Genomic DNA, 23,754 nt, shown 5'->3' on the forward strand with positions numbered 1-23,754 from the left:
TTCGTCCCGTCATGACGACGACGCCGCGGGCCTGGCGAGAACGGCTCCGCCCAGCTCACGTCACCACGGCGCCGCGCCGGGCCATGGCCCGCGCCGCGCGCCTGGTCAGCGCCGCGTGATCAGGCCCTGCGAGACCATCAAGTCGAACGCGATGTCGCCGGGCACGTGGACCTCGCCTCCTGAGTAGACGCGCCGCTCGCCTTCCTGCTGGGCACCCAGATCACGGCGGTCCTGGACCCCGCGAACGTCTCACCCCTGCGCACCTGGAGCGCAGCTGACGGCGCAGCTGGCGCTCGTGCGCGTTTCCGCCTGGGCCGCCGGGGGCGGGCAGGTCACGTACCCTACTGGGATGCGCTCGCCCCGCCCGCTTCCCGCCCGCCCCGACGACCACGACGACGGGCCACCGCCCGAGAGCCGCTACCAGCACCTGGACGACCAGGCCGTGCGCGCGTCCGCGGCCGCCCTGCAGCGCAGGATCTACTCCCGCTTCCCCCAGCGCAGCCTGTGGGAGGTCTGCGGTGAGCTGATCGCCCTGGTGGACGAGGTCACCGAGGGTGGTGGCATCAGCCGGCGCCGGATCCGCACCGCCCGCGCCCTGTCCCGGCTGGGCGTCCTGGTGGTGCTGCTCGTCTTCGGCACCGCCATCACCCTGGCGGCGCTGAGCATCTGGGCGGACCCGGACGCCCTCGGCCCGGTGGACTGGCTACCCCTGCTGGAGACGGTGGTCAACGACCTCGTCTTCGCGGGCATCGCCATCTTCTTCCTGCTCGCGGTGCCGCAACGCTTGGAGCGCGCCCGCGTGCTGCGCGTGGTGCACCGGTTGCGCTCGCTCGCCCACGTGATCGACATGCACCAGCTCGTGAAGGTCCCGGAGCGCCTGCCCGCCGCCAGGGTCTACACCGAGGACGCGCGGGAGGACGAACTGGCACTGACGCGCGCACAGATGACCCAGTACCTGGACTACTGCACGGAGATGCTCTCGCTCGTGGGCAAGACCGCCGCACTGTTCGCAGAGGACACCACGGACGCAGACGTGCTGGACGCCGTGGAGGGCATCGAGGCCCTCACGTCGGACATGGCGCGGAAGGTATGGCAGAAGATCGCGATCATCCAGGAGCAGGGCGGCTGACCACCCACCGCGGGGGTGCCCGCCCCGCCGTGAAGACCCGTAGAGCCGGGAGCACCGCACAGGCCATGAGGCCCGCGACCGAGGAGCAGACCCCGAAGCCCGGGACGCACGCCAGCAGCACCATCAGACCGATGGCGGGTGCCCCCTCTCCGATGCCCGCGGCCACGAGCACGGGACGCCCGAATCGACGCAGCGGGCCGCGGGTCAGCGCAAGGCCCAGGGGAAGGACGAGCACGAGGGCGATCACCGTGGCCAGCGCCGTGAGGCCCAGGTGCTGCCAGCAGGCGGCGAGGAACTGCTCGGGGTGCCGGTCCAGAAGCTCCCCCCAAGGCTCTGCCCCCTCTCTGCTCGGCACATCCAGACCCGTCGACCAGGGCTCGGCCGAGTGGTCAAAGTCGATTGGCCGCCCGGGGGGCGACGTGATGATTGGCCCATCACAAGGTGGCTTTTTGTTGACGTGCATCCATGTTTTTGTCCGGATGTACTTGCGGCAGTAACTATTTCTTAGGTAATATGTTGAGTATTCCGGCGGCCTCCTGGGCCGTCCCCCGACAAGGAAGTGGTTCCCGTGTCCCTGCTCATCCAGCGCCCCGATCCCCGCAGCCTGCGCCGCCGCCCGGCGGACGACCTGCTCTCCGACGGCACCACCATGGGTGCCGTGGAGCTGCTCGTGAAGGACCTGGACGGGATGATCGCCTACTACTCCACCGGCGTGACCCTGGACGTGCTGCAGCACTCCGGGGACACCGCCGTACTGGGCCACGACGGCCGCGTGGTCCTGCGCCTGCGCCGCGTCATGGACCTGCCATCCTGGCGCCCGAACCAGGCGGGCCTGTTCCACACCGCCGTGCTCTTCGACGACGACGCCGCCCTGGCCCGCGCGCTCGCCTCGATGGCCCGTTTCGCACCGGGCACCTTCACGGGTTCCGCGGACCACCTCTACAGCCAGGCCTTCTACTTCACGGACCCCGAGGGCAACGGCGTGGAGCTCTACGCGGACCGCCCCCGTGAGACGTGGCAGCGCGAGGCGAACGGCCTGCTCAGCCTGGCCTCCAACTATCTGGACCCGAACGAGTTCTTGCGCACGAATCTGCCCCTGGAGGCGCCACAGCCGACCACGGCACCAGCCTCCACGCTGGGTCACGTCCACCTGCAGGTGGGCGACATTTCCACCGGGCGCGAGTTCTACGTGGACACGCTCGGCTTCGAGGTGATGAGCGACGCCGGGTCCGCCCTGTTCATCTCCGCCGGCGGCTACCACCACCACATCGCTCTGAACACGTGGAACAGCGCGGGCGCCGGTCCGCGCGCCGCGTCCCTGGGCCTGGGCCAGGTCAACATCGACCTCCCCACCGGCGAGGACATCGCCGCACTGGAGGAGCGCCTCACGGACCACCGCGTGGCCACCCGCCACGACGGCGCCGTGCTGCGCTTCGAGGACCCCTGGGGCACTCTCATCCAGGTCGCGCAGGCCCCCGAGCCGGGCGTCGCCTGACACTGCCCGCCCCGTAATGTCGGCTTGCTACAGTCGCCAAGGAAAAGGCCCCGACCGGCCACCACACCACCGCAGGAGGTTCCCATGAGCCAGCACGCACCCACCACCGCACGGATCGCCGGGATCGAGCAGGAGATCTTCCGGCTGAACCTGGGCGGGAACACGTTCGGGTGGACGAGCGACGAGCAGCAGTCCTTCGACGTCCTGGACACCTTCGTGGCCGCGGGCGGAAACTTCGTGGACACCGCCGACATGTACTCCGTGTGGGCCGAGGGCCACGAGGGCGGGGAGTCCGAGACGGTCCTGGGGCGCTGGTTCGCGGCGCGTGGCAACCGTGACTCCGTGGTGCTCGCGACCAAGACCGGTGCGCACCCGCAGTTTCGCGGCCTGGCCCACGACACCGTGGTGGCTTCTCTCGAGGCGTCCCTCGACCGGTTGCAGACCGGCTACGTGGACCTCTACTACGCACACTATGACGACGCGGACACGCCCATCGAGCAGCAAGTGGAAACCTTTCACGAGCTCGTGGACTCCGGGCGCGTGCACGCGGTAGGGCTGTCCAACTACTCGCCGCAGCGCATGCGCGAGTTCTTCACGGTGGCCCGCGAGCGCGGCTTGGCGGTGCCCGCGGCCATCCAGCCGCAGTACAACCTGGTGCACCGCCGCGATTTCGAGCGGGACTACGCCGCGATCGCCCGGGAGTACGACGCTGCCGTGTTCCCCTACTTCGCCCTGGCCTCCGGCTTCCTCACGGGCAAGTACCGCACCACCGATGACCTCGAAGGAGCGGCCCGCGAGCAGATGGCCCGGGAGTACGTCTCCCCCGAGGGTTTCGCGGTTGTGGAGGAACTGGTCTCCGTGGCGGACAGGCACCGCGCCGAGCCGGCCACCGTGGCCCTCGCATGGCTGCTCGCCAAGGGCGTCACCGCACCCATTGCTTCCGCATCCTCCGCCGCGCAGCTGTCCTCGCTGGTGGCGGCGCCCGCACTGCACCTGGGCGCGGACGACATCGCCGCACTGGACCGGGTGTCGCAGCCCTTCGCGTGAGGGGACGCTGGGTGCACGCAGCAGACGCCGCGCGGCGGCGTCATGATCGTGTCGCTAATAGCGGAACCGGCGGGGACACCCTTGCCAGGGAAAGTGCCGCGGTGCCACAGTGGAACCGCGACCCAAGAGAAAGGATTCTCGACAATGGCTGAACTATCCGGCAAGAAGATTCTCGTTCTGGTGACCAACCAGGGCGTGGAGCAGGACGAGTTGAAGGTGCCCCTGGAGAAGTTGCGGGCCGACGGGGCGGAGGTCACGGTGGCCGCCCCCGAGACCGGCGAGGTGAAGTCCCTCGTGGGCGACTGGGACCGGGGGGAGACCTTCCCCGTGGACCAGACCATCTCCAGCGTCAACGAGTCCGAGTACGACCTGCTGCTGCTGCCCGGCGGCACGCTCAATGCGGACGCCCTGCGCCTGAACGAGGACGCGCAGGAGATCGCGAAGTCCTTCGCTTCCTCCGGCCGCCCAGTGGCCGCCTTGTGCCACGGCCCGTGGCTGCTCGTGGAGACCGGCGTGGTGGACGGCAAGACCCTCACGTCCTACGCGTCGCTGAAGACCGACATCACCAATGCCGGCGGCAACTGGGTGGACCAGGAGGTCAAGGTGTGCCCCGCCAACGAGTGGACCCTGATCACCTCCCGCGACCCCGGTGACCTTGAGGCCTTCGTGGGTGCGATCAAGGAGCAGTTGAGCATCTGACCCCGTCTTTGCACCGACGCACAGTGGGCCCCGCCGGATCCGGCGGGGCCCACTGCGTCGTCGGGGGTCGTGTGCGGTGGACCGCTGTCCGTGCGGGTGGCGGCGGGCCAGCGAGGGTGCTGCGGATGAGGGCGTCGGCGGGTGCGCACAACTTCTGTGCTGCACCACGCACGTCAGAACCCCGATTTCGCGTCTTATCGCAGCACAGATGTTCCCCGAAATGGGCGGGCTCGGCGCCCGTTAGCGGCCCAGCACCTCCCGCAGCGCACCCAGGATCAGCGTGACCGACTCCGGGGCGGCGTTCGGACCCATGAGCCCGATGCGCCACACCGTGTTCGTGTACTCCTTCACACCGGCGCCGATCTCGATGTCGTACTTCTCGAGCAGTTCCTTGCGCACCGCGGCCGAATCGACCCCCTCGGGCACCTTGACCGTGGTCAGCTCCGGCAAGCGGTGTCCCTGCGCCGCGAACAGTTCCAGGCCCATGGCCTCCAAACCGCCCTGCAGCGCGCGGCCGGCGGCCTCGTGACGCTCGCGAACGGCGTCGAGCCCCTCGTCGAGGACACGGCGCAGACCCGCCTCGAGGGACGCGACCATCGCCACGGGCGCGGTGTGGTGGTAGGTGCGACTGGAACCGGAGGCCTCCCCCACGTAACCGCCCAGCATGCCGAGGTCCAGGTACCACGAGCGCGGCTTCTCGACCCGGCGCTGCCACGCCCGCTCGGACACCGTGAACGGCGCGAGCCCCGGAGCCACGCCCAGGCATTTCTGGGTCCCGGCGTAGCCGATGTCGATACCCCACTCGTCCGCCTTGAGCTCGATGCCGCCGATCGAGGTCACGGCGTCCACGAGCAGCAGTGCGTCACCCTTGATCCGGCCCAGGGCGGCGATGTCCGAGCGCACGCCCGTGGAAGTCTCCGCGTGCACCGCCGCGATGATCTTGGGCGAGGGGTGGGCCGCGGCGACCTTCTCCGCGTCCACGGCTTCGCCGAAGGGGAAGTCCACGCGGATCACGTCCGCGCCGCACCGGCAGGCGACGTCGCACATGCGCTCCCCGAACAGACCGTTGACCGCGATCACCACGGGGTCTCCGGGGTTCACGAAGTTCACGAACGCCGCTTCCATCCCGGCCGAACCGGTCGCGGAGAGCGGAAGCGTACGGCGGTTCTCGGTGCCCCACACCGCGCGCAAACCGTCGCATGCACTGTCCATGATCTCCAGGAACTGCGGATCGAGGTGGCCCAGCAGCGGCCGTGCCAGCGCCTCGGTGGCTTCCGGATACGGGTTGGTGGGGCCGGGTCCGAAGAGGTGACGGATGAGGATCTGGCTCATGACTGGGTCTCCTTGCTGGCACCGCCGCGGCGGACCGGGGTTCGCCCGCGGAACGTGCGGGCCCATCGGACGTGTTCCGGGTTACGTCCAGCGTAGGCCCAGGGCCCCGGGCCGCGCGATTCACCACCCGGTGGGTATCACACGACGACGCCGCTCGGGTTCTGTCGTACGTCACACGGCGGCACACCTCAGTTCCCGCTGGGTGCCACCGGGCGGCGTGGCAGGAAGATGGCGGCCAGGACGATCGCGATCACGATCAACGCACCGATGCACAGGGTCGCCCCGCCCCAGCCCGCGCTCGTGAACGCGATGCCGGCGGCGTACCCCAGCGCGGAGGAGCCGCCGTAGTAGAAGAGTGTGTAGAGGGAGGACGCCTGGGCCCGCCCCTCGGTGGCCATGGCGGGAACCCATCCGTTGGCCACGGAGTGCGCCGCGAAGAATCCGGCGGTGAACACCAACAATCCCGCCACGATCACCGGCAGCCACGGGAGGACCGTGAGCAGCAGACCGCCCAGCATGATCAGGGCCGCGGTGATCAACACGGGGCGGCGGCCGAAGCGATCGGCGAGGCTTCCCGCCCGCGCGGAGGACCATGTCCCGGAGAGATAGGCCAGAAACAGCAGGGACACCACGCTCTGGGGCACGTTGAACGGTTCATCCCCCAGGTGGAAACCGATGTAGTTGTACACCGCCACGAAACCACCCATGAGCAGGAATCCCTGCAGGTAGAGCGTCACCAGGCGCGCGTCCTTGAGGTTGACCCACAGGTGCGCGATCAGCCCCTGCTCCCCCGTGAGCCGCACGGGCTGGGGCGTGAAACCACGCTGGCGCGGGATCAACAGGATGAAGGTCACGGCCGCGGCGGCGGCGATCAGCGCGACGACGCTCGTCCCCACGCGCCAGCCGAAGAAGTCCGCGAGCGGGGCGGCCACGATGCGCCCGGAGAGCCCGCCCAGACTCGTCCCGGAGATGTAGGTCCCGGCCGCCACGGCTCCATAGCGCGGATTGACCTCCTCTGCGAGGTACGCCATGGCCACCGCGGGGATCCCGCCCAGGGCCACGCCCTCCAGGAACCGCAGGCCCACGAGGGATTCGAACGTGGGCATGACGTTGATGAGCACGCCCAGGACGGCGGCGCAGCTGATCGCGGCGACCATGGCGCAGCGTCGTCCCCAGCGGTCCGAGACGAGCGACCACGGGATCACCCCCACGGCGAGACCCAGCGTGGCGGTGGAGACGGCGAGCGCGGCCTGGGCGGCGTCGATGTCGAGGTCCTGGGCCATGATGGGCAGCACGCCCTGCACGGAGTAGAGCTGGGCGAACGTGGCCACGCCCGCGCACAGCAGTGCCACGAGAATGCGCCGATAGCCCGAGCTCCCCTTGTCGTAGCCCTCCCACACCCTGCGTGACGATCCCATACCCGGGTGCACCTCCTGCTGCGACTGTCCTGCCCGGGCAGCTGCGTCTTCCCGGGCCCGGCCGTACCATGCGTGCACGACCTCGGCCAGGGTACGCCCGGTGCGCGCCCGGGCCCGGGCCGCTCCCGCGCGAGGTTTCCGTGCGGCGTCGTGCGGGAGTCACGCGGAAGCGGCGGCACCGCGCCCGGACACGACGACGCCCGCGTCCTCCCTCGGGAGGACGCGGGCGAACGGTCATTCTGGCGCGGGGCACACCGCTCCGCGGGGTGTCAGGAGCCGGCGACGGTGGAGGCGAGCCGCTCGAGGGACTCCTCCAGAACCTTCTCGCCGAAGAGCGGGAAGCTGATCTTCTTCGTCACCTTGGGGTTGGCGTGCTCCCACGAGTAGGTGAGGGTCACGGTGGTGGAGTCCGAGCCCTCGGGCTGCAGCTCGTACACCCATTCCCAGCCGTTGTCCTCCACGGAGGTGCCCTCGGGGCAGGGCTTCCACGCGATGAGCTTGTTGGGGTCCAGACCGGTGACGTGGTTCTCCGTCTTGTAGTCCCCGCCCATCATCTCGGCGTGCATGTTCATCACGAAGACGTCGCCGACGTTCTGGATGCGCTGGTCCGTGCCAGAGATGACGGTCCCGGAGGCGTCCAGGCTGGGGTGTTTGGCGGGCAGTGTCAAGATCTCGAAGATCTCCTCCGCCGGGGCGTCGATGAGACGGCTGACGGTGATGGACTTCTCACTCATGGCATACCTCCTGATTGACGATGCTGATGGTTTCTACGTTAGCCACGGGAGAGGGAGGCCCTTCAAGCGTTTTTGCGATGGGCGAAGCGGGCGCGCGCCACTCCGATTCCTCCCGCGGCAGTGAGAGCGTCCGCAGGTGATGCGCGAACCCGAGCTCCGCACGTCCTTCGAGCCGCCCCGACGTCACCGCACGGATCCGGTCCGTGGCCTCGACCCGTGCGCCCACTTGGTGCAGTGCAGCCAGCAGGGCTTCGTCCTCGCTGCACGCCAGGGGCGGGAAACCGCCCGTGTGCTCGTAGAACGAGGCGCGCACACCCATGTTCGCCGCGTGGATGTGCGGGTGGCTCTCTACGAGCGTGTGTTCGCGCTGCCACAGCTCGTACACGTGCGGCGGACACTCCGTCGGGTCCGGTTCCACGGTCCCGAGAATCGCATCCACACCGGCGCCCGCACGCTGCACCTGGTAGCGCAGCCAGTTCTCGGGCACCATCGTGTCCGCGTCCGTGGAGGCGATCCACTCCGGGTCCGACGCCGCGAGCGCCTGCCGGGCTGCCGCGGCGCGCGCTCCCCCGGCGCTGTGCCATTGCCCCGAAACGATCTCCAGTCGGGCTCGGCCACCGTCCCGGTTCGACACCGCCCACGCCTGGCGCGCGCGCTCCACCGTCCGGTCCGTGCAGCCGTCCGCGGCGAGCACGACCGTGACCTCGACGTCGCCCGTCCCCACACCGCGCGGCGCCCCCCACAAGGGCGGCATGGCATCGATTCGGGACGTGCCGGGAGCGGGCCCGGCGACGTCGTCGGCGGACGCCCACTCGGACCGTGCGAACGACGGATCATGACCCAGCCCCGCGATCGCACCGGCGACCGACTCGAGGCACCGGCCCACGCGGTCCTGTTCGTTGCACGCCGGGATGATCACGGCGATCCGGCGGATCACGTGTTCCCCGCGGGAACGGGCGCGAAGACCTCGATCACGAAATCGGTTTCGCGGTGGCTCAGCACCCCGCGCAGCCCGGGAGTGCGCCGAGCCTCGCGATGGACGTCCGCGCCGTCGAGCGGCCAGTCCGCGATCGGGTGCCGCCAGTGGCACAGCACGAGGTGCCCGCCGTCCGCGAGCGCCGCCACGCAACGCCGCAACAGCTCGCGCCATTGCTCGGGCGAGCAGAAGTACCCCATCTCGCTCACCACGATCAGCTCTCGCGGGGACCAGTCCTCGTCCCAATCGCGCGGCAGCACGGCGCTGACGAGTTCCACGTTCGGCACGCCCTTCCGTTCGAGCCGGGTGCGGGCGGCGCTCAGGGCGACGTCGCTCGCGTCCACCGCGGTCACGGAACGCGCGCGCCGGGCCAGTTCCACCGTGAGGGCGCCCGTGGAGCACCCCAGATCCAGGACGCTGCCGTAATGCTCCCGCGGCAGGCACGCGAGTAGCACGTCCCGTTTGCGCCGCTCGTACCACGAGGTGTCCACGGCCCAGGGGTCCGCGCTCGCGGTGTGCACACGGTCGAACACGGTCCGCTGATCGGGCGTGCCGAGCACGAAGAACTCGACCGAGCGATCGAAGTGTTCGAGCACGTGGGGGCCTAGGAGCACCTCGTCCCCCCGCCGGTCGGACAGCGGCTGCACCTGGGTCACGTGGTGGGCCAGGGCGGAGCGCTTGGCAGCGCGAGCGGCGTCGTCCAGTGGGACCCGCACGAGCCCGCGCGGCAGGCGCGTGGGGGAACCCCAGTGCCAGAACCACACGGGGTACTGCAGGCAGCGCACACCCCACGCCCCGGCGGCCGCGACGACCGTGCGGGCCAGAACCTCGTGGTCGGTGTGCCCGTCCTCCTCCCACGTGACGATCACCAACGGCTGCTCCCCCTGCTCGAGCCATTCGAGATGACGGGCCACCGGCTCGGACAGTTCATCCTCGGACAGGCCGCCGTCGGTCAGGGCGAGGTACTCCGGCGGGGTGTCCGTGCTGGTCAGGGTGTGCACCGCGGCGGCGAGCTCTTCGTGGCGCAATGCGGCCAATCGTTCGGGCGTGTGGGTCGGTGAATCCGGGTGGGAGTTCTCCCCCAGGGTCGCCACGACCACCCGCACATCCGCTCCCGCGTCCGCGAGCCGGTGCACGGTGCCGCCGGCCCCCAGGGTCTCGTCGTCCGGGTGGGCCGCGAACACGACGACCCGGTCCACGCCGGTCAAGTCCACCTCGGGGGCGCGGTGCAGAGCGCCGCAGCGGGCCCAGTCGGCCTCGGGCGTGCCCGGATCACGGTGGTCGAAGCTCACCACGGGGTCTCCTCCGACCCATCCTGGACCAGCTCCAGCAGGGTGCGTCCGAGGGCGGCGGTGTCCCGCTCGGCGTGGTCCTGGCGGATGTAGACCTGCAGGGACTCGACCCGCCGCACGTGTGCGGGGTCCCCCGTGAGCGGACCGGGCCCGGTGGCGCGGGAGACCACGCGGATCACGGTGTCGGCGGCGTCGGCCACCGTGCGGCGCACGCGCAACGCCCATGCGGCGCCGTGCTCACCCGTGGCCTCGCCGCGGTCCACCGCCGCGGCCGCACGGTCCAGGACGGCCTGAGCCGCACCGAGCGTGAGGTCGAGCTGCCCGAGGGCGGTGCGAGCGGCGTCGTCGACGGGGCGTGCGGGGCGCACGAGTTTGCACCACAGCAGATCCGCGACGGACTGTGCGCCGCCGAGCCACACGGCCGCCACGCCCATCCCGCCCCACGCGAAGCCCGGGCGGGTCAGGTACCACTCGTCCGCGCCGAGCGGTTGCGCCGGAACGCCCTCGAAACGGACGGGTACCGTGACGACCTCGGCGAGACCGCGGGACGTCCACCCCGCGGCGGCTTCGGGCCGGAATCCCGGGTGGTCCGTGGCCACGACGAACGCCCGACGGTGTCCCGTGGGTTCCCCGACCTCGTCGGTGACGTGCGCGGTCACGACGGCGCGTGAGACGGAACCCGCGAGCGAGCACCAGGGCTTGGTCCCGGTCAGGGTCCAGTGCGGACCGTCGGCGGCGTCATCATCGGCCGAGTGCGCAGCGGACGACGGCGTGGCCAGCAACGGCTCGCCCGCCCCCTCCGCGGCCCACACGCCCCACGTGTCGCGGTCGGTGATCAGGTCGGTGCGGCCCGCCTGGCGCAGGATGGCCAGGGCATCCAGGTGGGGTTCGATGATCCTCGCGTAGGCGAGGTCCATCCGACCCAGTGCGCTCAGCTCGCGCCACAGTTCACGCGTGGCGCCCTCCCCCGGGGCGGGCAGGTCGCGTCCGAGTACGCGCGCCTGGTCCAGTGCGTGATCGACGAAGCGTTGCACGGCCCGGGGATCGGCCGGAGCCGCGGCGGGGACGGGAAGTTCTGGGTGCTCGGACACCCCATCAGCCTACGTGTCGGGGCGGACACCCACCCCACCTTTTCAGCGGTAGGCCACCTACCATGAGGGGAGTCGATCGAAGGGGACAAGGCATGTTCACGGTGGATCCCGCCGCTTCCACACCGGTGTACGAACAGCTCGTGGAATGCGTCCTGCGGGACGTCTCCTCCGGGGAACTCATGGTGGGTGACCGCATCCCACCGGTGCGCGCGCTCGCGTCCGAGCTGGGGCTGTCCGCGGGCACCGTGGCCAAGGCCTACCGGGAGATGGAGACCCACGGCGTGATCGAGACACGCGGGCGCAAGGGCACGTTCATCGCGCAGGGCCGGGACGACCGCGACGCCGCCGCGGCACGCGCCGCCGCCCGGTACCTCGACGAGGTGGCCGGGCAGCTGCACTACTCCCCCGAGGAGTGCATGGCGCTCGTGCAGCACGCGCTGCGCGCCCGTTCGGAGGGGTGACAGCGGCGTCGTCGTCCATGCCTCGGACGACGACGCCGCCAACCTCACTTCTCGGCCTTGCGCCCCCCGTGCCGGACCACCAGTGCCAGCAAGAACGCGGCAAGGCAGAACACCGCGAGCAGGGTGAGCCCCACGAAGTAGGAGTTGCTCTCGGGGTCGTAGGTGGCACCCATGACCAGGGGCGGGAAGTAGCCGCCCAGACCGCCGGCCGCGGCGATGATCCCCCCCACGGTGCCCACGTTCTTGGCGGGGGTCGCCCGACCCACCCAGCCGAACACACCGCCGGTGCCGAGGCCCAGGAACAGGGCCATGAGCAGGAACAGCGGACCGTAGACGTGTTCACCGCTGGGCTGGAGGGCCACGAGCATCGCGAGCACGATCGTGCCGCCGAACGACAGCAGGGTGATGATCTTGGGACCGAAGCGGTCCGCGAGGGTACCGCCCACGGGGCGTGCGATCACGGCGGCGAGCGCAAAGCCCGCGGTGCGCGTGCCGGCCGCGGTGGGATCGTACGAGTAAACGTTGGCCAGGTACGTGGGCAGGTAGTTGGAGAAGGCCACGAACGCACCGAAGACCACCGCGTAGAGGAAGCACAGCTGCCACGTGACCTTGAGCTTGAACGCGGCCTTGAGCTTGGGCATGGCCGGTTCCGCCACGACCCCGGCGCGGGCGGGCGAGTCGCGCAGCAGCAACCAGCACAGCAGGGCGCTCACGGCCACGATGACGGCCACGATCACGTGGGTCATGAAGTACCCGGTCGCGGCGACCAGGCGCGGGGTGAAGAACGCGGAGACCGCGGTACCCACCATGCCCGCACCGAACACGCCCGTGGCGAAGCCCTTGCGGTGGGACTCGTACCACGCGGAACAGAACGGGATACCGATCGCGAACACGGTGCCCGCGATCCCCAGGAAGAACGCCACGACCACCAGCAGCGGGAAGGTGTTGAGCTGACCCACCACACCCGTGAGCAGCACGAGCGGTGCGGTGATCCCCAGGATCACGGTGAACATGAGCCGCCCTCCAAACTTGTCGGTGAGCGCACCCACGGGAACCCGGGCGATCGAGCCCACGAAGATCGGCATGGCCACGAGGATCGCGGTCTGCCCGGGACTCAGGTGCATGTCGTTCGCGTAGCGCTTGGACAGGGGCCCCACGATGGTCCACGCCCAGAAACCCACGGTGGACGCCAACGTGGCCAGGATGAGGTTCCTGAACTGGCCCTGTTTCAGGTTCGGTGCGGCCTCAGCGGCGGGGACGGCGGACATGACTCTCCTCAGGGATGGGGCGGGAAGGGGCCGGGTTATTTGACGCGCGTGGAACCGGAGCGTTCGCGCGGGGGCCGCGTGCGGCGTCGTGAACTGGCGCGGTCCTGGGTGCCGATGGGCTCCCAACCACGGCGGTAGTTCACGGAACCGGCACGCGGAGCGTTACCCCGCGAGCGGTAGACGATGTACGGGCGGAAGAGGTAGTGCAGCGGCGCCGTGAAGGCGTGGACCAGGCGGGTGAACGGCCACACCGCGAACAGGGCCATGCCCCACAGCACGTGCACGTGGAAGCTCGTGGAGGCGGCGGCCATGGCCCCCACGTCCGGTTGCAGGATCCACAGGGACCGGAACCACGGCGACACCGTTTCGCGGTAGTCCACGGTGGCCGGGTCGAACACGGACAGCACCGTGGTGGCCAGACCGGCCAGGATCGCGCCGAGCAGCATCACGTACATGAACTTGTCGTTGGCCGTGGTGGCCATGAACACGGGCCCGGTCCGGCGGCGGCGCACGATGAGCATCACGATGCCCACGAGCGTTCCCACACCGGCGACCGAACCGATGGACAGCGCCAGGAAGTGGTAGGCGTGCTGGGACAGACCCGCCGCCTCCGTCCACGACTTGGGGATCACGAGCCCCATGATGTGCCCCACGAGCACGGCCAGGATGCCGAAGTGGAACAGCGGCGAGGCGATGCGCAGCAACCGGGACTCGTAGAGCTGGGACGAGCGCGTGGTCCACCCGAACTGGTCGTACTTGTACCGCCAGATCAGCCCTCCCACGAGGGTCAGCATGACCACGTACGGCAGGATCCCCCACAAGAGGGTGTCGATCACGTTCACTGGTTTCCTCCGGTCATGGGCAGCAGGCGGGGGTCGTAGGCGTCCAGGCCCACGGCCTCGGTGGGCGGTCCGTAACCGGCCATCCGGGCCACGGCTGACTCGTCCTCGGGCGACGGCCCGGGAAGCGTGGAGCACACGAGTTCCACGGCGCACGCCTGGGGCAGGTCGTCCCGGATCAACGCCAGACGCAACAGCTCCAGGGACGGGCGGTAGCGCTGCAACAGCTCGAAACCGTCCTCGCCGGAGACCCGCGCGGCGAATTCGAGCACCACGGGCAAGTGGTCCGGCAGTTCCTCGTCCCCGAACTCGCACCCGTGCGCGCGGTAGACCTGTTTGAACGCGGACAGGGCCTCACCGCGACGGCGCGTGTCACCGTCCGTCCAATAGGTCAGGTGCAGGCTGTGGCGCCGAGACAGGTCGAACTCCTGGACGTAGTCGCCCTGGATCTCCCGCAAGTCCGATTCCCGCAGCCACCGGATCAGGGGTGCCACCTGCTCGGGGTCCACGCCCACCTCGGCCAGCGCCCGTTCCACGAGGGGCAGCTGCTCGATCACCTCGGGGCGCGGGTAGCTCAGCAGCAGGGCCGCCGATTGGCGGATCACCGCGGAACGCTGCGGGTTGCGGTCCCGGTACCCGGGCACCTCCACGGTCCCCTTCCCGGCCCTACCCAGAAGGCTCGACAGCAGCCCCATCACCGGCCCCCGCTCGCCCCGGCGGTGCCCTGGTCCGGCCGCGAACCCGGGTTGTCGGAGGTCGCCGCGAGCGACGCCGCATCTCGCTCCGGTTGCGCCGGGAACAGTCCCGCGGGGGTCCCGTTGCCGTCCCAGTTGAGCAGGTTCACGCGACCGGCCAACTGGTCGTTGCCCGTGGGGTCCTCGCCCGTCTGCCGTGCCCGCAAGGCTGCGAAGTTCTCGACGGCGACCGGCATGGGTCGGCCGGAGGCCTCACCGAACACGCCGGTCTGACCCATACCCGGGCCGCCGTCCACGTCCAGGGAACACCCGATCTCCTCGAGGTTGTGGGCGTCCTCCACGTGGGCGGCGGGGATCACGTAGCGCTCGTCGTACTTGGCGATCGCCATGAGCCGGTACATCTGGCGGATCTCGGAACCCGTCATCCCCACGGCCTGGGCGATCGACTCGTCCGGTTCGTCCCCGAGCGTGACGTTGCGCATGTAGGCGCGCATCGCGGCGAGCTTACGCAGCACGTGGGTGACCAGCTCGGTGTCCCCCGCGGTGAACAGTTCTGCGAGGTACTCCACCGGGATCCGCAGGGACTCGATGGCGCCGAACAGGTTGTCCGGGTCCTCGCCGTCGTGGCCCTGTTCCTTGAGCAGGTCCACGATGGGCGACAGCGGCGGGACGTACCAGACCATGGGCATGGTGCGGTATTCGGGGTGCAGCGGCAGGGCCACGCGCAGGGTCTTGGCGAGTGCGTACACAGGCGACTTGCGGGCCGCCTCGAGCCAGTCCTCGGGAATCCCGTCCCGGCGAGCGGCGTCGATCACCTCGGGGTCGCTGGGGTCCAGCATGAGGTCCAATTGGGCCTCGTAGAGGTCCTGCTCGTTGGGCGTCGCGGCCGCCTGGGTGACCTTGTCGGCGTCGTACAGGAAGATGCCGATGTAGCGCATGCGCCCTACGCACGTCTCCGCGCACACTGTGGGGATGCCCACCTCGATGCGGGGGTAGCAGAACGTGCACTTCTCGGCCTTGCCGGACTTGTGGTTGTAGTAGATCTTCTTGTACGGGCACCCGGTCACGCACTGGCGCCACCCGCGGCACCGGTCCTGGTCCACGAGCACGATCCCGTCCTCGGACCGTTTGTAGATGGCGCCGGACGGGCACGAGGCCATGCAGGACGGGTTGAGGCAGTGCTCGCACAACCGCGGCAGGTAGAACATGAACGTCTGTTCGAACTCGAACTTGATCCGGTCGTTCGCCTCGTCCCGCAGCTTCTGCACCACGGGGTCCAGGTGACCCATCTCGGTGGCGCCACCGAGATCGTCGTCCCAGTTGGCGGACCACTCGATCTTGGTGTCCTCACCCGTGATGAGGGACTTGGGCCGGGCCACGGGGAAGTCGTCACTCGCGGGGGCGTTGACCAGGTTCTCGTAGTCGTAGGTCCACGGCTCGTAGTAGTCCGCGAGTTCCGGCTGCACCGGGGACGCGAACAACTGCGCGAGTTTCTTGAGCCGGCCACCGGACTTGAGCTTGAGGTTGCCGCGCCGGTTCAGTTCCCAGCCGCCCTTCCACCGCTCCTGGTCCTCGTAGCGGCGCGGGTAGCCCTGACCGGGGCGGGTCTCCACGTTGTTGAACCACACGTACTCGGTGCCCGCCCGGTTGGTCCACGCCTGCTTGCACGTGACCGAACAGGTGTGACAACCGATGCACTTGTCCAGGGTCATCACCATGGCAACTTGGGACATCACACGCATCAGTACTCGACCTCCTGGGAACGCTTGCGGACCACGGACACGATGTCCCGTTGGTTTCCGGTGGGCCCCATGTAGTTGAAGGCCCAGGACAGGTGGGCGTAGCCACCGATCATGTGGGTGGGTTTGACCAGGATGCGCGTGACGGAGTTGTGGATCCCGCCACGCTTGCCCGTGGTCTCGGACTTGGGGACGTCGATCGTGCGCTCCTGTGCGTGGTGGACGTACACCACGCCCTCCGGCATGCGGTGGGAGACCACCGCACGGCCCACGAACACGCCGTTGGTGTTGACGCACTCGACCCAGTCGTTGTCCTTGACCTCGATCGCGCGGGCGTCCTGCGGGGCCATCCACACAGTGGTGCCACCGCGGGAGAGGGACAACATGAACAGGTTGTCCTGGTACTCGGAGTGGATGGACCACTTGTTGTGCGGGGTCAGGTAGCGCACTGCGATCGACAGTTCGCCCTTCTTCCCGAGCTGTGGTTCACCGAAGAGCCGGTGCATGTCCAGCGGGGGCCGGTAGATGGGCAGCATCTCCCCCATGTCCTTGAGCCAGTCGTGGTCCAGGAAGAAGTGCATGCGCCCGGTCAGGGTGTGGAACGGCTTGAGGCGTTCGATGTTCACCGTGAACGGCGCGTACCTGCGGCCACCGGTCTCGGAACCGGACCACTCGGGGGACGTGATCACGGGCACGGGGGCCTGCTGGGTCTCCGTGAAGGTGATCACCTTCTCCTCCGAGCCCCGGGAGAGGTCCGCGAGCGGTTTGCCCACGCGCTTCTCGAGGGTCTCGAAGCCCTGGGTCGCGAGCGCGCCGTTGGTAGTCCCGGACAGGCTCAGGATGGCCTCCGCCATCCGGGCGTCCGAGTCCAACGCGGGGCGGCCTTCGGCCGGGCCGGAGTCGAACACGCCGTGCTGACGGCCCAGCCGGTCCACGGCCCCGGTGACGTCGAACGTGACGTTCTTGGTGGTCAGCCCGAGCTTGTCCGCGAGCGGGCCGAGCGCCACGAACTTGTCCCCGATGGCCGTGTAGTCACGCTCCACGAGCTTCAGCTGGGGCAAGTTCTTGCCCGGCACGGCGGGAACGTCCGTGCCCTTCCACTCGGGCACGCGTCCGCCGGGTTGGGCGATCTCCCCCGGGGTGTCGTGCTGCAGCGCGGTGGCCACCACGTCCTTGCGGGTGTCCAGGTGCCCGGCCGAGAGCCTGCCGACCTCGTCCGCGAGCAACTGGAACAGCTTCCAGTCCGTCTTGGCCTCCCACGGCGGGGTGATCGCCGGGGTGAACGCGTGCACGTAGGGGTGCATGTCCGTGGAGGAGAGGTCGAACTTCTCGTACCACGTGGCCGCGGGGAAGACGACGTCGCTCAGCAGCGTGGAGGACGTCATGCGGAAGTCCGCGGAAACCAACAGGTCGAGCTTCCCCTGGGGTGCTTCGTCGCGCCAGCGCACGTCGTGCGGCTTGGACTCCGCGTGGTCCTGCCCCTGCACGCTATTGCTGGTCCCGAGCAGGTGCTTGAGAAAGTACTCCTCGCCCTTCGCAGAGGAACCGAACAGGTTGGAGCGCCACAGCACGAGGGTGCGCGGCCAGTTCTCGGGGGCGTCCGGGTCCTCGACCGCGAAGTTCAGCTCGCCGTTCTTGAGCTTGGCCGCGATCCATTCGGGTTCCGACGCCGCTTCGCCGCGTTCCACACCCGCGATCGCCGCGTCCGCGACGTCCAGCGAGTTCTCGTGGAACTGCGGGTAGAACGGCATCCACCCGAGCCGCGTGGACTGGGCCACGACGTCCGCGGTGTGCATGCCTCTCAGGTGACCCTCCGCGAGCGGCGACTGCAGGGAGTCGGAGGAGTACCCGTCCGAGCGCTACTGGTCCGTGTGCATGTACCAGAACGCGGTGCCGATCATGAACCGCGGGGGACGCATCCAGTCGTTCGCGGACGCCATGGCCGCCCACCCGGTGATGGGGCGGGCCTTCTCCTGACCCACGTAGTGGGCCCACCCGCCGCCGTTGCGTCCCTGGCACCCGCACAGCATGAGCATGGCCAGGATGGCCCGGTACGTGGTGTCACCGTGGTACCACTGGCAGATGCCCGCGCCCAGGATGATCATGGAGCGTCCGCGGGACTTCTCCGCGTTCGCGGCGAACTCGCGTGCCGTGCGGATCACGGCCTCCGCGGGGACGGACGTGACCTCCTCCTGCCACGCGGGGGTGTAGGGGGTCCGTGCGTCGTCGTAGCCGGCGGACCACTCACCCGGTAGGCCCTCGCGACCCACGCCGTACTGCGCGAGCATGATGTCGAAGACCGTGGTCACCGCGCGCCCGGCCACCGTGGTGGTGGGTACGCCGCGGCGGATCGTGGAACCGGCCCCCGTGGGGTCGGTGAACGCGGGCAGATCGAGGTGGGTGACACCGCCGTCGTACCCGGCCGAATCCGCGATCGACAGCGCGGGCAGGGTATCCCCCAGGTCCAGGTTCCACTTGCCCTCGTCCTGGTCGTTGTAGCGGAAGCCCATGGAGCCCTGCGGGATCACGGCCTTGTGCGTGTGCCGATCCAGCAGGACGGTCTTGAACGCGGGATCGGCCTGCCCCGCGGCGGCGGGATCACCCGCTGCCGCGAGATCCTCCGCGGTGACGAACTTGTCCGGGACCACCGTGCCGTCCGCGCGCTCGTCGAGCGAGATGAGGAACGGGAGGTCCGTGTACTGCAGCACGTACTCCTCGAAGAACCGCACGCGACGGTCCACGAAGTTCTCCTTGAGGATCACGTGACCCATGCCCATGGCGAGCGCGGCGTCCGTGCCGGCCTGTGCGGGCAACCACTCGTCCGCGAACTTGGTATTGTCCGCGTAGTCCGGGCTCACCGAGACCACCTTGGTCCCGCGGTAGCGCACCTCCGCGAGCCAGTGCGCGTCCGGGGTGCGGGTCACGGGGATGTTGGAACCCCACATCATGAGGTAGGTGGCATCCCACCAGTCCCCGGACTCGGGGACGTCCGTCTGGTCGCCGAAGACCTGCGGCGAGGCCACGGGCAGATCGGCGTACCAGTCGTAGAAGCTGTTCATGACCCCGCCGATGAGGTTGATGAACCGCGCACCCGCCGCGTGGGACACCATGGACATCGCGGGGATCGGCGAGAACCCCGTGCACCGGTCCGGGCCGTAGGTCTTGATGGTGTGCACGTGCGCGGCCGCGGTCATCTCCACGGCCTCCTGCCAGCTCGCGCGTACCAACCCGCCCTTGCCGCGGGCCTGTTGGAACTCACGACGCTTGACGGGGTCGTTGACGATCGACTCCCATGCGAGCACCGGATCGTGGTGGAGCTGCTTGGCCTCGCGGTACATCTGCAACAGCACGCCCCGGATGTACGGGTAGCGCACGCGGGTGGGCGAGTAGGTGTACCACGAGAACGCCGCACCGCGCGGGCACCCGCGGGGCTCGTACTCGGGGCGGTCCGGACCCACGGAGGGGTAGTCCGTCTCCTGCGCCTCCCACGTGATGATGCCGTCCTTGACGTACACCTTCCACGAGCACGACCCCGTGCAGTTCACACCGTGGGTGGAGCGCACCACCTTGTCGTGGCTCCAGCGGTTGCGGTAGAAGGCGTCACCCGCGCGACCACCCTCACGGAAGACGGCGCGGCCGTCCGGCGTCTCCTCCCAGCGGGAGAAGAAACGTCCCATTTTCAACAGCGCATCTGATGCCGGTCCGTCGATCCCGGCGGGGGTCTCGGTGGTTGCCATACCGGCATGCTAGGTCGATTTGGTATCGAAAATGCGTATTTTGTTCGGCGTGGCTCGAACATTGCGGTGAACCCGTGTGACGTGCGGGAATACGGCATATTTAGCTGGACTAATAAGCCTGGGTGCTGCCGCTGGTTCCCGAGGTTTTCAGGAGCGGTCTCGCGGTTCGCCGTCCCGGTCCCGACGGCGGCCGCACAGACGCCCCCCAAGGCTGCCGGGCGATTCCCGACGGCGTCCGCGCACCGGTTCCCGGGGGCTCGCGAGGCAACCATGCGACGTCGTTCCCGGATGTCCGTGCGAATGGCTCCAGGCGCTCGCGGGCGACCGAGCGACGTCGTCCCCTCCCGGCCGACGGTGCCCGACCCGGTCGCGGAGGGCCGGGGCCCGCGCCCGTAGACTGGTGCCCCATGAAGTCGTTCGTCGCTCCCGTGCTGCTCGTGATCACCGCGCTCGTCCAGGCCATGGGCATCTACCCCTACGTCCAGGACGGCATCACGCTCACGGGGCAGCTGCTGTTCCCCATCCTCTTCGCGCTCGCGGCCATGTACCTGGCCCGCAAGGGTCGCCCCGGCGCGTTCGGCACGGCGCACATGGTCATCCTGGTGCTGTCCGTGGTCCTGGTGGTGCTGTCCCTCGTGGGCATGAGCCAGCAGCTCCCGTACTTCTACCCCACCATGATCCTGTACTACATCGCGTTCGTGCTCGTGGCCGTGGAATGCGCGCTGCGCATCGCCGGGCTGCCCAAGAAGTCGCGTGCCGTGGGTGCGGAGTCCGACGACGCCGCCCCCACCCACTGAGCCGTGCCCTCCTCCCCGAACGCGTCCTTGCAGCTGCCCTTCGACACCGTGGTCGTGGCAGGGGGCCGCTCCTCCCGACTCGGAGGCGCCCCCAAAGCCCAGTTGTCCTTCGAGGGCTCCACGCTGGTGGCCCACACGGTCGCGGCGGTGCGCCTGTTCGGTGCCGTGGTGGTCGTGGGGCCCGAGGATCCGCGGCTGCCGCCGGACGTATTACGCGCCCGGGAGGATCCGCCCTTCTCGGGACCGGCGGCGGCGGTGGCCGCGGGCGTCGTCGTCCTGGACGGCGTGAGCGGACGTCACGAGTGGACGGCGGTGCTCGCATGCGACATGCCGCATGTCGACCGCGCACTGCCCGCGCTCGTGCGGGCTGCGCAGGACGTCCCCCCGGAGGTCGACGGCGTGATGGCGTTGTCCGACGAGGGCCGGGCCGAGAACCTCGCCGTGCTGATCCGTTCCGCGGCGCTGAGCGCGGTGCTGCGCGAGGTGCCCACGGTGGACGTGTCCGTGCGCTCGGTGTGGCGTCATCTGACGTTGGGCACCGTTCCCGTCCCCCACGCCAGCACGAGCGACGTGGATACATGGGAAGATGTGCGTAGATTCGACCTGCACTGAATCGCCACGTCGAGGAGACATCATGCCCGGACTTCCGCACCAGCACGATCCCGCCGCTCACGAGGACGACGACCAGCGCGAGAACCGTTCGGCGGCGTCGGAACCGACCGTGCGCTGGGCCTCGTGGGACGAGGCCCGACGGATTGCCTACGGCACCCCGCACTCCCTCCCCAACATCCTGTTGCCGCTGGCGAAATGCCTCGACGAGATCCTCGCCGAGTCCGTGACCGCCGAGATGCCCGTGCCCCACTACGCCTCCGCCGCGGCGGACGGCTGGGCTGTGGCCGGGGAGGGCCCGTGGCGGATCCGCATGCCGCGCCCCGCCGAGACCGACGAGCGCCTGCTGCTGACCCTGCCCCCGGACCAGCGCATCCTCCCGGTGGTGGAGCTCAAGCCGGGTGAGGCCACCCACGTCAATGCCGGGGACGCCGTCCCGTTCGGGACCCGCGCGGTTCTCGAGGCCCACCGGGGTCACGTGGTCCCCGCCGACCCCGCGGCCCGCGACATGCCGACCGGTGAGCACGGCCGCGGACCCGAGGAGGGCGACACCCTCGAGGACGCCACACCCGCAGCGACCCTCGTGAAGAACCAGGACGTCCGGGCCGTGGGCGAGGAGATCGAGCAGGGGGACCTCCTGCTGCGCGCCGGTCGCAAGCTCAACCCCGCCCACCTCGGTCTCGCCGCGAGCGCGGGCCACGACATGCTCCCCGTCCGACGCCGCCCGCGCGTGACCGTGCTGCTGGGTTTCGCCAACGTGGTCGAGGACGGCATTCCCGGCCCCGGTGAGGTGCGCGACGTCCTCGGACTGCAGCTGCCCGCCGCGCTGCGCGAACTGGGCGCGAACGTGGATCAGGTCCGGCGCGTGGCCGACGGCGCGGACGGAATGATCTCCGCATTCACGGAAGCCCCCATGGGTGCGAGCTCGCTGCTCGACGCCCGTGCGGAGATCGTGGTCTCCACCGGCGGCACGGGTCACGGGGAGGACGATCACGTCCGTAAGGCCCTCGAGGATCTCGGGGCCCACCTCATCATCGACGGCGTGGCGCAAGAACCCGCCCACGGGGTGATCGTGGCCCAGCTGCCTGACGACGGTCCCGTGGTGCTCGCGCTTCCCGGTTCACCGCTGTCCGCGATGACCGGTCTGCTGAGTGTGGGGCACGCCCTGATCGCCGGGGCCAAAGGTGAGGCCATGCCGTTCACGCGCCGCGTCACCGCGGGTCAGGACCTCGAGGCCACAGGCCGCACCCGCGTGATTCCCGCCTACCTTCAGGACGGCCGTGTGTTGCCGGAACCCACCGTGGGTCCCACGATGCTCTCGGGTCTCGCCCACGCGGATGTGCTCCTGGTGGTTCCGGAGGACGGCATGAGCGCGGGCCAAGACGTGGAGGTCATCCCCCTCCCCTGGCGGGGCTGAGGCGGGGGCGTCACGGGGTGGGTCTACGAGGTGCGTCCGGCCCGCCAGGAACTTTTGGGTGCCCTGAGGCCCCCGCGCAATTTTCAGGCGCCGTGAGGCCATGGAGCCCAGCCGATGGTGGCTCCAGAGTGACTTGGAATTCGCGGGTGGCCTTGGAATAACTGATATGTCCAGGACGGCTTTGGAACGCCTGCGAGTTCCTCAGCGGTCCGGGCATGACTGAGAGTTACCGCGTGGCCCGGGGTAACTCATAAATTCGCCCGCGGGCGGGCACCGGGGTGGACCTCAGTTCACGGTGACGAAATAGACGATCGCCCCGATGATGAACGTCAGCGAGGCCAGCAGTGCGCACAACAGTTCCACCAGGATGCCCACGCCCATGGCCTTCGCGGCCACCCAGGATGTGCTCAGTGCGGTGTTGAAGTCTCTGTTGCGCACGGTCTCGGACAGCAGGAGCCCCACCACGAAACCGATGAACAGGCCTACCACGGGGATCACGAACATCCCGATCACCGCGCCCACCACACCGAAGAGCAGCGTGCGGTTCGGGATGGCCCGGCGTTTGAGCTTGCTGCCGGTGAGCACGAGACTCGCGGACATCCCCGCGAGGAGGAGCGTGCCGCCCAGGGCGAGCACGACCCACCCCTCGGGGGCACGCACCACGAACGCCCAGATGATCAACCCGATCAACGCGGTGATGGAGCCCGGGAGCACCGGGACCACGATCCCCACGCAGCCGATGACGATGAGGACGGCTGTCGCGATGGTGGCGATAATGTCTGCGGTCACGCCCTCATCGTACGGGCAGGGCCGCTGACGAACGGCCCGCCGCGGCGGAACGCGGCGCGCGCGGGGGCCGTCATCGACTGCGCAACCCATGCACAACACCCGGTGACACCAGTGGTTCCGCAGACCCATGGCCCGTGAACCGCGATCCGAACAGCGGTCCCCGTGGCGCTCCGGGCGGCGGTCCGGGCGG

General features: G+C 69.5%; 20 protein-coding genes and 1 pseudogene. 8 read left to right on the forward strand and 13 right to left on the reverse strand.

The genetic code is table 11. The features are described from left to right. The first annotated feature begins 349 nt into the window (after positions 1–349). Positions 350–1,129: a hypothetical protein gene (locus B3I25_RS01045; protein ID WP_098053598.1), complete on the forward strand. Its 780-nt coding sequence runs from the start codon at positions 350–352 to the stop codon at positions 1,127–1,129. On the opposite strand, the gene B3I25_RS01050 is transcribed toward B3I25_RS01045, so the two are convergent. Next, the gene (locus tag B3I25_RS01050) at positions 1,107–1,484 is read right to left on the reverse strand and encodes a hypothetical protein (RefSeq protein WP_286737539.1); all 378 of its coding nucleotides are present in this window, start codon (positions 1,482–1,484) and stop codon (positions 1,107–1,109) included. The two genes, B3I25_RS01045 and B3I25_RS01050, sit on opposite strands and share 23 nt — an antisense overlap. A 204-nt stretch (positions 1,485–1,688) precedes the next feature. On the opposite strand from B3I25_RS01050, the gene B3I25_RS01055 reads away from it, so the two are divergent. The 3 genes from B3I25_RS01055 (at position 1,689) to B3I25_RS01065 (ending at position 4,370) form a co-directional block, all read left to right on the forward strand. Then, positions 1,689–2,624: a VOC family protein gene (locus tag B3I25_RS01055; protein WP_414672679.1), complete on the forward strand. Its 936-nt coding sequence runs from the start codon at positions 1,689–1,691 to the stop codon at positions 2,622–2,624. An 84-nt stretch (positions 2,625–2,708) separates the two neighbouring features. Next, a complete protein-coding gene (locus tag B3I25_RS01060) occupies positions 2,709–3,671 on the forward strand; it encodes an aldo/keto reductase (protein WP_286737541.1) in 963 nt (320 codons plus the stop codon). Positions 3,672–3,815: 144 nt separating this feature from the next. Beyond that, positions 3,816–4,370, forward strand: coding sequence for a type 1 glutamine amidotransferase domain-containing protein (locus B3I25_RS01065; protein ID WP_064847441.1), 555 nt, complete (start codon positions 3,816–3,818; stop codon positions 4,368–4,370). Between the two features lie 240 nt (positions 4,371–4,610). On the opposite strand, the gene B3I25_RS01070 is transcribed toward B3I25_RS01065, so the two are convergent. The 6 genes from B3I25_RS01070 to B3I25_RS01095 form a co-directional block, all read right to left on the reverse strand. Then, positions 4,611–5,702 carry a pyridoxal-phosphate-dependent aminotransferase family protein gene (locus B3I25_RS01070; protein ID WP_206479213.1) on the reverse strand — a complete coding sequence of 364 codons (1,092 nt, stop codon included), beginning with the start codon at positions 5,700–5,702 and terminating at the stop codon, positions 4,611–4,613. 188 nt (positions 5,703–5,890) lie between these two features. Then, positions 5,891–7,120, reverse strand: a complete 1,230-nt coding sequence (locus B3I25_RS01075; RefSeq protein WP_286737544.1) for an MFS transporter — start codon at positions 7,118–7,120, stop codon at positions 5,891–5,893. A 269-nt stretch (positions 7,121–7,389) separates the two neighbouring features. Continuing rightward, positions 7,390–7,854, reverse strand: coding sequence for an SRPBCC domain-containing protein (locus B3I25_RS01080; protein ID WP_064847396.1), 465 nt, complete (start codon positions 7,852–7,854; stop codon positions 7,390–7,392). After that, on the reverse strand, positions 7,847–8,791 hold the full coding sequence (locus B3I25_RS01085; protein WP_286737546.1) for a glycosyltransferase: 945 nt from the start codon (positions 8,789–8,791) through the stop codon (positions 7,847–7,849). Before B3I25_RS01085 ends, B3I25_RS01080 begins: the two co-directional genes overlap by 8 nt. Next, positions 8,788–10,122, reverse strand: coding sequence for a PIG-L family deacetylase (locus B3I25_RS01090; RefSeq protein ID WP_286737547.1), 1,335 nt, complete (start codon positions 10,120–10,122; stop codon positions 8,788–8,790). Before B3I25_RS01090 ends, B3I25_RS01085 begins: the two co-directional genes overlap by 4 nt. Further along, positions 10,119–11,213, reverse strand: coding sequence for an acyl-CoA dehydrogenase family protein (locus B3I25_RS01095; protein WP_231885652.1), 1,095 nt, complete (start codon positions 11,211–11,213; stop codon positions 10,119–10,121). The genes B3I25_RS01090 and B3I25_RS01095 overlap by 4 nt, the downstream gene beginning before the upstream one ends. Before the next feature lie 92 nt (positions 11,214–11,305). Between B3I25_RS01095 and B3I25_RS01100 the strand changes: the two genes are divergently transcribed. After that, entirely contained in the window at positions 11,306–11,674 is a 369-nt protein-coding gene (locus B3I25_RS01100; RefSeq protein ID WP_068468289.1) for a GntR family transcriptional regulator, read from the forward strand. A 44-nt stretch (positions 11,675–11,718) separates the two neighbouring features. Here B3I25_RS01100 and B3I25_RS01105 read toward each other — a convergent pair whose 3' ends face one another. From B3I25_RS01105 to B3I25_RS01125, 5 genes and pseudogenes are all read right to left on the reverse strand, one after another. Beyond that, the gene (locus B3I25_RS01105; protein ID WP_064845564.1) at positions 11,719–12,942 is read right to left on the reverse strand and encodes an MFS transporter; all 1,224 of its coding nucleotides are present in this window, start codon (positions 12,940–12,942) and stop codon (positions 11,719–11,721) included. Positions 12,943–12,977: 35 nt separating this feature from the next. Continuing rightward, positions 12,978–13,784 (reverse strand): respiratory nitrate reductase subunit gamma, encoded by an 807-nt coding sequence (gene narI / locus B3I25_RS01110; protein ID WP_035964865.1) that lies wholly within the window; start codon positions 13,782–13,784, stop codon positions 12,978–12,980. Further along, a complete protein-coding gene (narJ, locus tag B3I25_RS01115; RefSeq protein WP_286737552.1) occupies positions 13,781–14,476 on the reverse strand; it encodes a nitrate reductase molybdenum cofactor assembly chaperone in 696 nt (231 codons plus the stop codon). The genes narI and narJ overlap by 4 nt, the downstream gene beginning before the upstream one ends. Further along, positions 14,476–16,218 carry a nitrate reductase subunit beta gene (gene narH / locus B3I25_RS01120; RefSeq protein ID WP_131333533.1) on the reverse strand — a complete coding sequence of 581 codons (1,743 nt, stop codon included), beginning with the start codon at positions 16,216–16,218 and terminating at the stop codon, positions 14,476–14,478. The genes narJ and narH overlap by 1 nt, the downstream gene beginning before the upstream one ends. Then, positions 16,218–19,952, reverse strand: a pseudogene (locus B3I25_RS01125) (nitrate reductase subunit alpha). The gene narH and the pseudogene B3I25_RS01125 overlap by 1 nt, the downstream one beginning before the upstream one ends. Positions 19,953–20,359: 407 nt before the next feature. Here B3I25_RS01125 and B3I25_RS01130 point away from each other — a divergent pair. From B3I25_RS01130 to B3I25_RS01140, 3 genes are read left to right on the forward strand one after another with little or no spacing between them, the layout of a single operon-like run. Then, complete coding sequence (locus B3I25_RS01130) at positions 20,360–20,749, forward strand: hypothetical protein (RefSeq protein ID WP_131333536.1); 390 nt, start codon at positions 20,360–20,362, stop codon at positions 20,747–20,749. 3 nt (positions 20,750–20,752) lie between these two features. Continuing rightward, on the forward strand, positions 20,753–21,361 hold the full coding sequence (gene mobA / locus B3I25_RS01135) for a molybdenum cofactor guanylyltransferase (RefSeq protein WP_131333538.1): 609 nt from the start codon (positions 20,753–20,755) through the stop codon (positions 21,359–21,361). A gap of 22 nt (positions 21,362–21,383) precedes the next feature. Further along, entirely contained in the window at positions 21,384–22,775 is a 1,392-nt protein-coding gene (locus B3I25_RS01140; RefSeq protein WP_206479194.1) for a molybdopterin molybdotransferase MoeA, read from the forward strand. Positions 22,776–23,060: 285 nt separating this feature from the next. On the opposite strand, the gene B3I25_RS01145 is transcribed toward B3I25_RS01140, so the two are convergent. Beyond that, a complete protein-coding gene (locus B3I25_RS01145) occupies positions 23,061–23,564 on the reverse strand; it encodes a DUF456 domain-containing protein (RefSeq protein WP_286737553.1) in 504 nt (167 codons plus the stop codon). Between the last annotated feature and the right edge of the window lie 190 nt (positions 23,565–23,754).

It is taken from the genome of Kocuria sp. UBA1838, from assembly GCF_002338785.1.
Classification (GTDB): Bacteria; Actinomycetota; Actinomycetes; order Actinomycetales; family Micrococcaceae; genus Kocuria; species Kocuria marina.